The 14,338-nt window shown below is 33.3% G+C and carries 10 protein-coding genes, 1 tRNA gene and 2 rRNA genes; 12 read left to right on the top strand and 1 reads right to left on the bottom strand.

From position 1 onward, the window contains the following. Nucleotides 1–28 precede the first annotated feature (28 nt). The 3 genes from F1564_RS09820 (at nt 29) to F1564_RS09810 (ending at nt 3,176) form a co-directional block, all read left to right on the top strand. Nucleotides 29–2,914 (top strand): 23S ribosomal RNA (locus tag F1564_RS09820). A 57-nt stretch (nt 2,915–2,971) separates the two neighbouring features. Beyond that, a 5S ribosomal RNA gene (gene rrf, locus F1564_RS09815) occupies nt 2,972–3,083 on the top strand. Between the two features lie 16 nt (nt 3,084–3,099). Beyond that, nucleotides 3,100–3,176: transfer RNA gene (locus tag F1564_RS09810), tRNA-Asn, on the top strand. 439 nt (nt 3,177–3,615) lie between these two features. Here F1564_RS09810 and F1564_RS10575 read toward each other — a convergent pair. Beyond that, nucleotides 3,616–3,789 (bottom strand): transposase, encoded by a 174-nt coding sequence (locus tag F1564_RS10575; RefSeq protein WP_149201967.1) that lies wholly within the window; start codon nt 3,787–3,789, stop codon nt 3,616–3,618. Nucleotides 3,790–4,222: 433 nt separating this feature from the next. Between F1564_RS10575 and F1564_RS09800 the strand changes: the two genes are divergently transcribed. The 9 genes from F1564_RS09800 to F1564_RS09760 all read left to right on the top strand — a co-directional run bounded on the left by F1564_RS09800 (nt 4,223) and on the right by F1564_RS09760 (nt 14,320). Beyond that, on the top strand, nt 4,223–5,116 hold the full coding sequence (locus F1564_RS09800; protein ID WP_018451146.1) for a tetratricopeptide repeat protein: 894 nt from the start codon (nt 4,223–4,225) through the stop codon (nt 5,114–5,116). 18 nt (nt 5,117–5,134) lie between these two features. Then, the gene (locus tag F1564_RS09795; protein WP_018451145.1) at nt 5,135–5,458 is read left to right on the top strand and encodes a DNA-binding protein; all 324 of its coding nucleotides are present in this window, start codon (nt 5,135–5,137) and stop codon (nt 5,456–5,458) included. Nucleotides 5,459–5,875: 417 nt separating this feature from the next. Beyond that, nucleotides 5,876–6,073, top strand: a complete 198-nt coding sequence (locus tag F1564_RS09790; protein WP_083917133.1) for a helix-turn-helix domain-containing protein — start codon at nt 5,876–5,878, stop codon at nt 6,071–6,073. Between the two features lie 288 nt (nt 6,074–6,361). After that, on the top strand, nt 6,362–6,748 hold the full coding sequence (locus tag F1564_RS09785) for a VOC family protein (RefSeq protein ID WP_018451144.1): 387 nt from the start codon (nt 6,362–6,364) through the stop codon (nt 6,746–6,748). Between the two features lie 93 nt (nt 6,749–6,841). Continuing rightward, the gene (locus tag F1564_RS09780) at nt 6,842–7,435 is read left to right on the top strand and encodes a flavin reductase family protein (protein WP_018451143.1); all 594 of its coding nucleotides are present in this window, start codon (nt 6,842–6,844) and stop codon (nt 7,433–7,435) included. A 359-nt stretch (nt 7,436–7,794) separates the two neighbouring features. Further along, entirely contained in the window at nt 7,795–9,981 is a 2,187-nt protein-coding gene (locus F1564_RS09775; RefSeq protein ID WP_018451142.1) for a dynamin family protein, read from the top strand. A 227-nt stretch (nt 9,982–10,208) separates the two neighbouring features. Beyond that, nucleotides 10,209–11,912 carry an ABC-ATPase domain-containing protein gene (locus F1564_RS09770; protein WP_018451141.1) on the top strand — a complete coding sequence of 568 codons (1,704 nt, stop codon included), beginning with the start codon at nt 10,209–10,211 and terminating at the stop codon, nt 11,910–11,912. A 218-nt stretch (nt 11,913–12,130) separates the two neighbouring features. Then, on the top strand, nt 12,131–12,577 hold the full coding sequence (locus F1564_RS09765) for a DUF6314 family protein (protein ID WP_018451140.1): 447 nt from the start codon (nt 12,131–12,133) through the stop codon (nt 12,575–12,577). 330 nt (nt 12,578–12,907) lie between these two features. Next, entirely contained in the window at nt 12,908–14,320 is a 1,413-nt protein-coding gene (locus F1564_RS09760; RefSeq protein ID WP_018451139.1) for a UDP-N-acetylmuramoyl-tripeptide--D-alanyl-D-alanine ligase, read from the top strand. Nucleotides 14,321–14,338: the final 18 nt, after the last annotated feature.

Here is a 14,338-nt window from a genome sequence, read left to right as displayed (position 1 = left end):
ATAAACTGGAGTAAAAGTTATTCTGGATAAAAAAGCTAAAAAGGGCACACGGAGGATGCCTAGGCAGCAACAGCCGATGAAGGACGTGATAAGCTGCGATAAGCCGGGAGCAGATGCACATAATCTCTAATCCCCGGATTTCCGAATGGGTAAACCTGCATGCCTGGAGGGCATGCGTGAAGACGGTAAGCCTGCGAACTGAAACATCTAAGTAGCAGGAGGAAAAGAAAGTAAAACGATTCCCTGAGTAGCGGCGAGCGAACGGGGAGAAGCCTAAACCGTGCCAGTGCCAAGCGGACAGCCTTGCTGGCACGGGGTTGTGGGACTTCCTTTAACGGATTGTCATAATGTTTAAGCTGTATGCATGTAAGTGGAACCAGATGGGAAGCTGGACCAAAGAAGGTGATAGTCCTGTAGAACATAAAGTGCATATTGCGACTGGAAGCACCCGAGTAGCGTCAGGCACGAGGAATCTGGCGTGAATCAGCGTGGACCAAATCACGCAAGGCTAAATACTGTTGCTGACCGATAGTGAAGAGTACCGTGAGGGAAAGGTGAAAAGAACCCTGAGCAAGGGAGTGAAAAAGAATTTGAAACCGTGTGCTTACAAACGGTAGGAGCCCGTTAAGGGTGACTGCGTGGATTTTGGTTAATCATCCTGCGAGTTATGGCTGGTGGCAAGGTTAATAAACGGAGCCGAAGGGAAACCAAGTCTTAACAGGGCGACAAGTCGTTAGCCATAGACGCGAAACCTAGTGATCTAGGCCTGTCCAGGCTGAAGCTGAGGTAAGACTCAGTGGAGGGCCGAACTCACCGCCGTTGAAAAGTTGGGAGATGAGGCAGGTCTAGGGGTGAAAAGCCAATCGAACTAGGAGATAGCTCGTTCTCTCCGAAATGCATTTAGGTGCAGCCTTGGCATTGAGATATGTGGGGGTAGAGCTCTGTATGATCTAGGGGGCGTACTGCTTACCGAAATCAAGCAAACTGCGAATACCATATATTATTGCCAGGAGTGAGTCCGTGGATGACAAGGTCCTCGGACGAGAGGGGAACAGCCCAGACCACCAGCTAAGGTCCCTAATTATGTCTAAGTGGGAAAGGATGTGGCGTTGCCCAGACAACTAGGATGTTGGCTTAGAAGCAGCCATCATTTAAAGAGTGCGTAATAGCTCACTAGTCGAGTGACACTGCGCCGAAAATGTACCGGGGCTAAACATATTACCGAAGCTGTGGATTGTCCTTTGGACAATGGTAGGAGAGCGTTCTAAGGGCGTTGAAGCATGATCGTAAGGACATGTGGAGCGCTTAGAAGTGAGAATGCCGGTGTGAGTAGCGAGAAGGCGGGTGAGAATCCCGCCGGCCGGAAGTCAAGGTTTGGGGAAGGCTTGTCCGCCCTGGGAAGTCGGGACCTAAGCATAAGCAAAATTGTGACGGCGAATGGAAAACAGGTTAATATTCCTGTACCACTATTATCGCTTGAGAGACGGAGTGACGCAGGAAGGTATGTGAGAAGGCTGACGGTTTAGCCTTCTAAGGGCCCAGCGTGGGCGCGCAGGAAAATCCGCGCGCCTAAACGTGAGACCTGACGGGGAAGTGCATATGCATAAGTCACAGATCCTACACTGCCTAGAAAAACTTCTATCGATGAGAAGTAGTGCCCGTACTGTAAACCGACACAGGTGGACAGAGTGAGAAACTTAAGGCCGACAGGATAACTCTAGCTAAGGAACTCTGCAAAATAGCCCCGTAACTTCGGGAGAAGGGTGCCTGACATACCTGAAAGGAGAAACACCTGGGAAACAGGCCGCAGTGAAGAGTCCCAAGCAACTGTTTACCAAAACACAGGTCTATGCTAAGCTGAAAGGCGACGTATATGGGCTGACACCTGCCCAGTGCCGGAAGGTTAAGAGGAGGAGTGAGAGCTCCGATTTGAAGCCCCGGTGAACGGCGGCCGTAACTATAACGGTCCTAAGGTAGCGAAATTCCTTGTCGGGTAAGTTCCGACCTGCACGAATGGTGAAATGATTTGGGAGCTGTCTTGGCTGGAGACCTGGTGAAGTTGTAATGCCGGTGAAGATACCGGCTACCTGCAGTAGGACGGAAAGACCCCGTGGAGCTTTACTGCAGCTTGGCATTGGGTTTTGGCAATGTGTGTATAGGATAGTTGGGAGACTGTGAAGCAACGGCGTCAGCTGTTGCCGAGTCGCTGTTGGAATACCAACCATATGCTGCTGAAATTCTAATCTGGTAACGGAGACAGTGCTAGGTGGGCAGTTTGACTGGGGCGGTCGCCTCCAAAAGAGTAACGGAGGCGTTCAAAGGTTCCCTCAGGCTGGATGGAAATCAGCCTAGGAGTGCAAACGCATAAGGGAGCTTGACTGCAAGACTGACGGGTCGAGCAGGTACGAAAGTAGGAGTTAGTGATCCGGCGGTTCCGCATGGAAGGACCGTCGCTCAACGGATAAAAGCTACCCCGGGGATAACAGGCTGATACTTCCCAAGAGTCCATATCGACGGAAGTGTTTGGCACCTCGATGTCGGCTCGTCTCATCCTGGGGCTGGAGAAGGTCCCAAGGGTTGGGCTGTTCGCCCATTAAAGAGGCACGCGAGCTGGGTTCAGAACGTCGTGAGACAGTTCGGTCCCTATCCACTGCAGGCGCTTGAATACTGAAAAGATCTGACCTTAGTACGAGAGGACCGGGTTGGACAGACCTCTGATGTATCAGTTGTCACGCCAGTGGCACGGCTGAGTAGTCACGTCTGGTACGGATAACCGCTGAAAGCATCTAAGCGGGAAGCCAACTTTGAGATGAGTATTCGCAGTATCCATGGAGAACACATGGTCGATAGGCCAGGGTGCAAGCGCAGCAATGCGCTCAGCTGACTGGTACTAATATTACATACGCTTTTTAACTGTCTTTTGCCTTTACTATTTATTTCTCATTGTCTTAATCGGCAGTACTTTTGTTAGTTTGGTGATCATAGCGACAGGGATACACCCGGTTACATTCCGAACCCGGCAGTTAAGCCTGTCTTCGCCTAAAATACTTGGATTCGTCCTGGAAGATAGGCAGTCGCCAAACTTTTTTCAATATGTGTGTCTCCGTAGCTCAGCTGGTTAGAGCATCTGACTGTTAATCAGAGGGCCGCTGGTTCGAGTCCAGCCGGGGACGCCATTTTTTTTTGCAAAATTAAATTTATTTCCCTTACCTGAATTTCTCCTAAGTGGAGTTTTTTTATTTATAAGGAAATTAAATTAGGCATTTACTGATATATTTGATAATTTTAAAAGAGGCGTTAGCCTCTTTTCCTCTTCTTTTCTCAAATAAATATATAAATGTCTACGACAAAATATCCAACCTAGTTGGATTAATAAAATATTAATAGTATTTTTTGAGGGGCGGATATCTGTAATGATAAAATTCCCATACAATCATTTTAACCTTGCATACCGGACAGTAAAAAGGATTCATCCCGAAAGTCTTGTACATCTGCCTTTGATAAAATGAATATCTTGACACGGTAATCTTTTTCCTGAAAGCATCAATTACCTTTTTAAGCCTGTCAGGAATATGCCTTGAATAAAATCCGTAGCGGTTTACCATCTTAAAGTTTTTAGTCAGTAATGTCAGTAATCTTGTATTCAGCAATGGGAGAACGTGCAAGGTATCGTCCAAGATATTTGATAATACCTTTTGTGCTGTTAATATCGCCATTGCCAACGTTAAAGAAAAACCTTTTGTCTTCCTTGTAAAGCTTAGCGGTAGTATTTCTAGCGGCTTTCTCAATCTTCTTACTGGGATAGCTTCCTTTTCAATAATTTTAAGGACATGTTATTTCCATTGTCTAGCAATAGTATCAACAAAGTTAAATTATTCAAAAATATAATCCAAAATTTTTACTCTCTGCTAAATGAAAAAATTAGATTTATTTAAAAAATTATGATATTATAAATAATATTGATATGGTGAGATTAATACTATTTTTTATTTAGATAGCTAATTTATTATAAATTTTTTTCACAAAAGATTAAAAGAAGAATAAATAGAGTGTAATTTTTGGCTTTTAAATGGAGATGAATACAATGGTTAAATAAAAAAAGTAGTTAATATTGAATTGTTGATAAGTTAATTCAGTGAAAAATATAGTTTTTGAGAGCATTTGTTATTTGTTAGAGGAATTTGAGTATAAAATAAAAAATTTAAAAAGAGGGAATTTATAAATGACTGGGAAAGAAAAGGAAGTTAAGGAAAATAGAATACAGGAATTGCTTGTAAAAAGGGAAGAGTATTTGAATAATGGAGAGATTGAGAAGGAAATTAAGGTTTTGAGAGAATTGAGGGTGCTATTTAGGAGGGTTTTTGGACGGGAGAGTGCAGAAAATGTGAAAATTTTGACGGAATTAGGGAATGCATTGAAGTATGTGAGGAACTTTGATGAATCGGTAAGGTTATTGACGAAGGCAGAAAATATTATTTTGGAAATTTATGGTGAAAATAGTCTTGCGTATGTGACCTGTAGTGCTAATCTTGCTGAGGTTTATAGGGTTATGAAGAATTATGGAAAAGCTGAGGAAAAGTATCATAAGGCAATAAAAATCTATAAAAAGAATAATTTTCAAAATGGATATATATTTGCTGGGATTTGTAATAACTTGGGACTTTTTTATGAAGAAAATGGACGGTATCAGGATTCAGTAAAATGGCAGAAAAAAAGTTTGGTAATATTGCAGGATTTGGAAAATAGTGAGATTCAGGGAACAATTATATTAAGTAATATGGTAAAGCCTTATTTGAAACTTGATGAAAAAAAGATGGCAGAAAATATAGTGGATGAAGTATTGAAAATATTAAAGAGACGAGTTGGAGAAGGCAGTAATCTCTATTTAAATATTTTGAATAATTTTATAAATGCTTATTTTGAAAATAAAAGTTATAAAAAGACGTTGGAATTGCTAGAAAAATGTGAAAAAATTTCTAAAGATGTTTTTGGAATTGAAAATGAAAATTATAAAGCAATTTTAGAAAAAATAAAAATTGTGAAAAATAAAATTGATAAAAATAAAATGGAACAATATGTATGGAAAAAACAGATTATAAGAAAAGTAAAAAAATAAAGGGAGTCTGAAAATATTATGGATAAATTAGATGATTTTTTAAAATATTCTGTACTATTTTCCTATTATAGCGAACTTTTTCCAAAAAAGAAAAGGGAGTATCTCGAACTTTATCTGGAAGAAAATAGTTCCCTTTCAGAAATTGCAGAGCAATGCGGAGTTACGCGACAAGCAGTTTTTGACAATATAAAAAAGGGAGTTCAAAAATTGGATGAATATGAAAATAAACTTGGAATATTTAAAAAGGAAAAGGAATTGAAGGGGAAATTAGAATATTTAAAAAAAAATTTTACTATGGAGAATTTGGAAAAAATAATTGAAGATTTTGACTATGCAGAATAGTTTTTTTTACTGCAAATTGAATTTACTTGACAATCAGTTTAAATTTTAGATTGTATTAACTAAATATTGTTTATCAAAAGATCAAAATAGCTAAAAATTTTATTTTTTAAATAGTTTTGAGATAAAAAATAAATTTTTATTGACAAATAAAAAAGTTAGGGTATAATAATTATGTAAAGAATATGTGAAATTACAAACTTGTGAATTTTAGATTATTACTATTTGGATTAGACAAAACTGAAATGGTGGGAAATAATTCTGAAAAGGTGTTCCTGCCTTTAGTTTTGTCTTTTTTATAATAGAGAAATTCTGTAGATATTATTATTTTTGTAAGATTAGACCTGTTCGATAACTATACAAACTTAGAATTTAATAAAATAAATATCTTGAAACAAGGGGTCTTGACCCCTTGTATAGATAAAAAAACTTAGGTTATCGAACATATCTAATAATAAAACATTAGCAAAAAAACTAAATATAACTCCTTCCGCATTTTCTAGAAAAATTAACGGAAGTAGTAATTTTACTATTGAGGAAATGAAATTTATTAGGAAAGAGTATGAGTTGAGTGATATTGAGTTTTTGGATATTTTTTTTAATAGACCTGTTCGGTAACTGTACAAACTCAAAATTTAATAAAATAAATATCCTGAAGCAAGGGGTCAGGTGGTTATCGAACATATCTATTATATTTTAATATAGGAAAAATTGTTAAAAATATTTAAATATGAAAACTTTTAGGAGAAGATAAAAATAGGATTTGAAATATGTGAACTCGTATTTTCCTAAATGGAGCTGAGGAGATTCCAAATAAAAAAGGGCTTTTAAAATACTGATGTATATAGAGATAACACATGAAATCTAGAATAATGGTTTTATAAAAAATATTGAAGGAGATTAATTATGAAAATGAATCATGTAGCAATTTATGTAAAAGATTTGGAAAAAACAAGGGAATTTTACGAGAAATATTTTGAAGCAAAGGCAAATGAGAAATATCATAATAAAAATACTGGATTACAGACTTACTTCCTAACTTTTCTAGATAGTGAAGCACGGCTTGAAATAATGTCACGTCCTGAACTCTCGGAAAGAAACAATAAAATAATGAGCGAAGGCTTTATCCATCTTGCTTTTAGCGTTGGAAACAAAGAGAATGTCGATAAATTGACAAAAAGACTTGTAAATGATGGGTTTAGATGTTTAAGCGGACCTAGAACAACTGGAGATGGATATTATGAGAGTGTTGTTGAGGATTGTGAAGGAAATTTGATTGAAATAACAGAATAATAAAATATTTATTTGCAAATTGAGAAAAAAGATTTGAAGAGTATAATTACTAAAAAGATACATAAAAATTTACAGATACGAGGAGTGGTAATTATGTTCAGAAAATTAGAGAAAAATGGGTTTTATTATGGATTTCCAGTATTACTGATGACTACAGAAGATAAAGAAACAGGCAAAAGCAATATAACTCCGTTATCATCTTCATTTGTACTTGGAAAAACAATAGTTGTGGGAATAGGGTTTGGAAATAAAGGATTTAAGAATATTGAAGCTGGATCGGATGTAACTTTTAATGTTCCAGATGAAAACTTGTACGAAAATGTGAAAAAGATTGAAAAATTTACAGGCGATACAGAAATATCAGAAGTAAAGCGGGAGCTAGGATATACGTATTGTGAAGATAAATTTAAAATGGCGGGGTTTACTGAACTAGATGGTGAAATGGTAAATTCTGTGAGAATAAAGGAGTGTCCAATTCACATAGAGGCAAAAGTTACAGATATTATCAAAAAAGACTGGTTTGCCATAGTAACTTGCGAAATACAGGGAATTTTTGTCGATGAAAAAATAATGAAGGATGATTCTCATATTGATACTCAGAAGTGGAAACCGTTAATTTATAAATTTAGGGAATATACCTCAACAGGCGATAGATTAGGATTAAATTTTAATTTTCAGGAAGTTTAGAAAAACGGTAAATTTATATTGTAAAATAAAAAATAGAGATTGTGCAGTAATTTTAAATGAAAAAAGAAATATTTTTATTCATAATTAATTGTAAAAAAGGTGAAAAGATACTCTAGTCTTCATTGGTTGGGTTGGGGTATTTTTTTTGTAAAGTTTTGTGATGTTCTCCAATGTCATTAAAATATTTCATTTTAGGGATATAAAATAAGATTTAAAACGACAAATTCAATTTTTAAAGTTATAAATATGCTATATTGCATATTTTTTATTAAAATTATTGACAAAACTTTATTTATGTGATATTATACAGAAAATAAGAAGTTAACTTTTTAAATATTATAATGTAAAGGAGAACTAAAATGACAAAATTTAATTTAAAAGATTTTAGAGAAACTTATTTAAAATTAACACAAAATGAATTAGCTGAACTAATAAGTGTCAGACAAGATAGAATTTCAAGATTAGAGCAAAATTTAGATACAATATCACTAGAAGAATTAGTTGTATTAGCAAAAAGGACAGGAAAGTCATTAGATGAAATAGCAAATTATAAAAAAGATATTCCTCATGAACTAATTATTAATGATGGTTGGGATAAAGTTCGCTATATAAAAACTACTATAATAAATTACATCAAGGATTTTTTTCCTAAAAATAATCAAAATTATATCAATAAAATAGAAGATTTAAGAAAAAATATTGAAGGAATAACACGAAAGCCAAGAATTGTTTTTTCTGGAAAATCAGATTCAGGAAAAAGTACTATGATTAATGCTTTAATAGGAAAAGAAAAAATGCCTACAAATTGGACACCTACAACATCTATTATTGTCTATGTTAAGGATATATTAGAGAGACCTGATTATATTGAAGATGAACTATGGATTTTTAGAAAAGGTAAAAATACAGAGTGGGATGACACTAGACTGTACGATGAAAAATATTGTAGAGAATGGAAAATTGCTAGTGGGAATGCAGAGATATTATCTCAATACGGAGTTAGAAAAGGACATGATTATAATAAAGATGTTGGTTCAGCAGTATTATTTGTAGATTCTCCTATTTTAAAAAACTGTGATATTTTGGATATACCTGGTATTACTGCTGGAATTGAAAGTGATAATATAGCTGCAAATCAAGCACAATTAAAAGCTGATGTTTTAGTATATTTATCTCAAGCCTCAGGATTTTTACAAATTGAAGATGCTAATTATTTAAAAGAAGCACTTGAAGTGTTGTCACCCTTAGAAGAAACAGAAGGAACGGGTTTATCTCCAATGTCTAATTTATTTATAGTCGCAACACATGCTCATCATATAAATCCTAGAACAGATTTAAAAAATATATGTGATAGTGGTTGTGATAGATTTGCTGACACAGTTGCTGATTCTTTTTGGCAGAGATATTCACATAATTCAAAGAAAATATTTACAAAAAAAGATTTAAGAAAGAGATTTTTTACATATGCAATTGATATTGAAGATTTAAGAGAAAATTTTGAAAAAGAATTAAAAAATACAATAGAGAATTTGCCTAAATTACTTGAAAAAAAAGTATTTAATATTACGAAAGATTATATTAAAAATGAATCAGAAAAAATGAAAAAAGAAGTAGAAAAATACGAAGGTTTAATAAATGAAAGAGAACGTTATTCTAAACTTCTTGAAGAAATAAAGAAAAATGAACCAAAAAGAAAGTTTTTATTAGAAGAAAATAATAGAAATGTTAAAAGTAAAATTTTTGATTTAGATAATGAAACCAAACAAAAATTTAAAGAGGACTGTAATCGAATATTAACAGAAGAAAATATTATAAAAATAATAGATAAAAGAGAATACAAAAATAAAAAAACTGATTTAGAAAAATTAGGTTCATATATAAGTTCAGAAGTCCAAGATGTATACAGAAAAAATTTGGAAAAAACAACTGAAAAATTTAAAAATATAATGGATGAATACTTATTAAAAACGCAAAAGAGTCTTGAAATTGATAACTTTAACAGTATGGATATTAACCTTAATTTTGATTTTAAAAGTGCTTTTATAGGTGGTTTAGCAGGTGTTGCTACTTTAGGTGGTTTAGCTTTTTGGGCTTCGACTCTAGGAAATCTAGGTGCTTATATATTGGTTGCAAAAGGAGTTAGTGTTCTTTCAGCTTTAGGAATATCCATTGCAGGAGGAACAGCCACAGCTACTGCTTTTGTAGCTTCAATAGGAGGACCTATAACTTTAGGTATTGCTGCTGCTATTTTGGTAGGTTTAGCAATATGGGGAATCTTTAGTGGTAGTAGTTGGAAGAAAAAAATTGCTGAGAAAATAATAAAAGAGTTTAATAAAAATATATATAAATATGACAATGCTATCACTCAATACTGGAATGATACAGAAAGCGGATTTAATGTTGCAAAAGATAAGATGGAAGAAGAATGGCAAAATTATATTAATAATTTAGAAAAAGAATTATATCATTCTGATGTGAATGAATTAAAAGAAACTTTGAAAAATGCAAAAGAAGTTGAAGATTTTTTTTTAAATACCCCTCTATAAAAAATAAACTTTATCCACTTATAAAAGAAATATAGAAAATAAACAAGGAGTTGGTATTTAGCTCCTTGTTTTTTAATAACTAAGAAAAAAGAGTTTTGGAAATAGAATAGTAATGTGGTAAAATTATGGAAAAAATAAAGGAGAATAAGTACTTGGAAAGTGATAAATTGACATAAATAATAAAATTCAAAAATAAAACAGGATTATTTAGAAGGGACTATAAAAATATGAAAAATTATAAAGAATTAGAAAAAATATTATTTTCAATGGATCGAAAAAGTTATTCGGCGTATAAGTCGCTTAAAGGGGAATATAAATTTGAAAAGTATATTCTTGCGATTGATCACGTACAGTCGGATCCTTATGCTCCGCCTTCAAAAATGAGGATTATAATGGATAGGAAAATTTGCGGTATTCCTTATGAATTGACGGATACGAAGGATAAGAATATTGCAGTTTCGGATTTTCTTACGAGAAATTTTTATAGGGAAATTCAGAAAAGTGGAAATGACAGTGCTGGAACTGGGGGAAGTGGAAGAATTTTTATTGACAGATGTGGGCAGGAAATTCTCGAAAGGACTTCAGTTTTGATAAAGGGAGATAAAGTTGAAGTGAGGTTTGAAATGGGGATGCCTGCGAGAGGTAGACGGATAATGGGAAAAGCGGCACAGAAAATTATTTTTGAGCAGTTGCCTGAAATTGTGGAAAAATCCATTATTTATGATAATTTGAATAAAAAAGCATTAAATGAGCAGGTAATTCTAGTGCTGGATCAGGAATATGCGAGAAAAATATTGAAGGAAAAAGGGCTTGTTGCATTTGTGGCTAATGATTCTGTGCTTCCTCGTGAAAGTGGAGTTTCGGACAAGCCTATGAAAAATGCAGTTAAGTTTAAAAGTCCAGAAAAATTTGAGATTACATTAAAACTTCCAAGCGGAAAAGAAGTAAGTGGAATGGGGGTTCCAAAAGGAATTACATTAATCGTGGGAGGAGGTTATCATGGGAAATCTACCTTACTTGTGGCACTTGAAAGAGGGGTTTACAATCACATTGTTCAAGATGGGAGAGAACTCATAATTTCTGAATCGGATGCGGTAAAAATACGTGCAGAAGATGGAAGAAATGTCGAAAAGGTTAATATAAGTGGATTTATTAATAATTTGCCACAAAATAAGGATACAAGGGCTTTCTCAACTGAAAATGCGAGCGGAAGCACATCGCAGGCGGCAAATGTGGCAGAAGCTCTGGAATATGGAACTTCTTTACTTCTAATAGACGAGGACACTTCGGCTACTAATTTTATGATTCGTGACGGAAGAATGCAAAAACTTGTGGCAAAGGAAAAAGAGCCGATAACACCGTTTATTGACAGGGTAAAGGAACTTTATGACAATTTTGGAGTTTCTACGATATTGATTGTCGGTGGCTCTGGAGATTATTTTGATGTGGCAAATCACGTTATAATGATGGATGAATATGTGCCAAAAGATGTGACAGAAAAAGCAAAAGAGATTGCAAAATTAGACGAAAACAAGCGAGAATTTTCTTCAAATGATAAATTTAAAGGAGTTACACAGAGAATACCACTTAAAAAAAGTTTTCCACAATTTGGAAAACTGGATAAAACAAAAGCCAAAGGGAAATACAGCATTCTGTATGGAAAAGAATTAATCGACATTTCAGGGCTGGAACAACTTGTGGATGACAGCCAGACAAATTGTATTGCCGTAATGATTGAATATTTTAAAAATAAAGTGCTAGATGAAAAATTGACACTTTCGCAAGTGGCCGATATGATTTATGAAAGAATTGAAAAGGAAGGACTTGATTCAATTTCTTCGTACACAGGGCATCCAGGAAATTTGGCATTGCCGAGAAAGCAGGAATTTTGTGCTTCAGTGAATAGATATAGGAAATTAAAGATAAAATAATCTTTTTATAAATAGTAAAGGGGGGATTTATTTTAGTAAACGGTAAAACAGAATTTGAAAAAAGAAAAAATTAATAAAAATAGTAAAAACTAATATTAATTATTTAGATAAATGAAAGTTTTTAATTTTGAATTTTTGTAATTAATAATGTTTTTTCTATAATTTTTATATTTTATTTTTGGTATATTGTAGTAATCTATTAGGAGATATTGGAAATCATGGGTAAAGATAGTATGGATAGAATGATGGATATTTATGAAATGATGAAAAATATTAGAAGGATTTCTTTTAAGGCCGAGAGTTTGGAAGGGTCTTTGACAGGTTGGAATTACGTTGGTAAAGGGAATGTTGTGGTTAGAGAAGAAGAAGACAGGCTGTATTTTATTGAAGAAATTCTTCTTGATAATGATATTCGGTATAATGATAGAAAATTATGGGAGTTTAAGGAAGATTATATTAGATTTTATAGATTTAGAAATGGGGATTATGAGAAGATATTTGAATTTCTATTTTGTGATGGGGAATTTATGATGAAGAAAGAGTATTTGTGCAATCCTGATTTATATTATGGAGAAATAAAGATTTTGGATAATATAATTCGTCTGTTGATAAAAGTGAAGGGGGAAAAGAAGAATGAAGTTTTAGAATATACGTACTTAACATAGAAATTTAGTATATATTTAGGACTTTTCTTGCTAGTAGATCTTATTTTGCTATTATATCATTTGTGTTTTTTAACAATTCATTTTTAGATACTTATAGTAAAATTACTTTAAAAATATACTTAAAAATTGAGGTTATTCTGCTGAAATTTTAGATTTATATAATTTTTCCAACTTGACTTTAAATGGATTTGAGCATAAGATAAATTCTTTTAGAAAAATTTTGAAAAAAAATAAAAATATATTGAAAAAATACTCTTCAAATGATATAATTTTATAATGTGGATAAATATGAAAAAAATGTTAAATTAAATAAGAATTTGGAGAAATTTTATGAATAAAAGTGAAGTATTTCAAAGGCTTTTTAACATAGAAAAAATATCAGATTTTGAAATAAAAAATGTTTCAATTAATTCAAAAGAACTTGAAAAAAATGATGTTTTTATTGCTATTAGAGGTGGGAATAATTTTGTTAGTGAAGCATTGGAAAAGGGAGCTTTTGCCGTTTATGATAGTGAAACTGTGAAAATTGATGAAAAATATGAGGAACGAGCATTTTTTGTAGAGGATAGTATCGAGTTTTTACAAAATTTTGCAAGGGAATGGCGAAAGAACTTAGATATAAAAGTAATTGGAATTACAGGGAGCAATGGTAAAACAACTGTAAAGGATATGATTTATCATTTGCTTTCACAAAAATATAAGGGAAAAAAGACTGAAGGGAATTACAATAATCATATTGGACTGCCCTTCACTTTGTTGCGTACTGAAAAAGATGATGAATTTATCATTCTGGAAATGGGAATGAGTGGCTTTGGAGAAATTGATCTGCTGGGGCAAATTGCATTGCCTGATATTAATGTAATTACAAATATTGGGGAGTCACATCTGGAATTTTTGAAAACGAAGGAAAATGTATTTTTAGCAAAGACGGAGATTATTCCGTATATTAAAAGTACGCTTGTAATTAATGGTGATGATGAATATTTAAAAAATGTAAAGGCAGAAAATATTGAAGTTATAAGGGCTTTGAATTTAGAGAATAATGAGTTTAGGGATAAGACGTCTGATTTTTATTATGGAGATATTCATTTTAATGAAAGCGGAACTGAGTTTTTTCTAAAATATTTTGGAAAAATTTGTCAAAGCACGGTTGAGAGAAATTATAAGACGAATGTTCTGGGAGAACATAACGTGCTAAATTTAGTTATGGCGATTGCTGTAGCTAAGCAATTCGGAATGGAAGATAAAATAATCAGTGAAGCTGTGAGAAATATTGGCTTGACTGGAATGCGGTTTCAAATAATTGAAAACGGCAATACTACATATATTAATGATGCCTATAATGCAAGTCCGATGTCTATGGAGAAATCACTTGAAACATTTTCCCAAATATATAACGATAGGCTAAAAGTCGTGGTGTTGGGAGATATGCTGGAACTAGGGGAAAATGAACTGGAACTTCATAGCAACCTTTTTTATACAATAAAAAATACAAAATTTGACAAACTTTATTTATTTGGGGAAAGAATGAAAAGTCTGTTTGAAAAAATAAAGGAAAATGTTGATGATAAAAATTTGGACAATGGGAATTTAGAAATTAGCAAAGCCTTGAAAAATGGAGAATTTGAACATTTTGATGAAAAGGAAAAAATAAAAGAAAAAATAAGACAAATTTCAGTAAAAAAAGCAGTGCTGCTAAAGGCATCACGAGGAATGAAACTGGAAGAAATTATAGAAAAATAAATATTTAAAATTGGAAAG

Source organism: Leptotrichia shahii (assembly GCF_008327825.1).
In the GTDB taxonomy this organism is placed as follows: domain Bacteria; phylum Fusobacteriota; class Fusobacteriia; order Fusobacteriales; family Leptotrichiaceae; genus Leptotrichia; species Leptotrichia shahii.
This window is presented reverse-complemented; position numbering and strand designations above follow the sequence as displayed.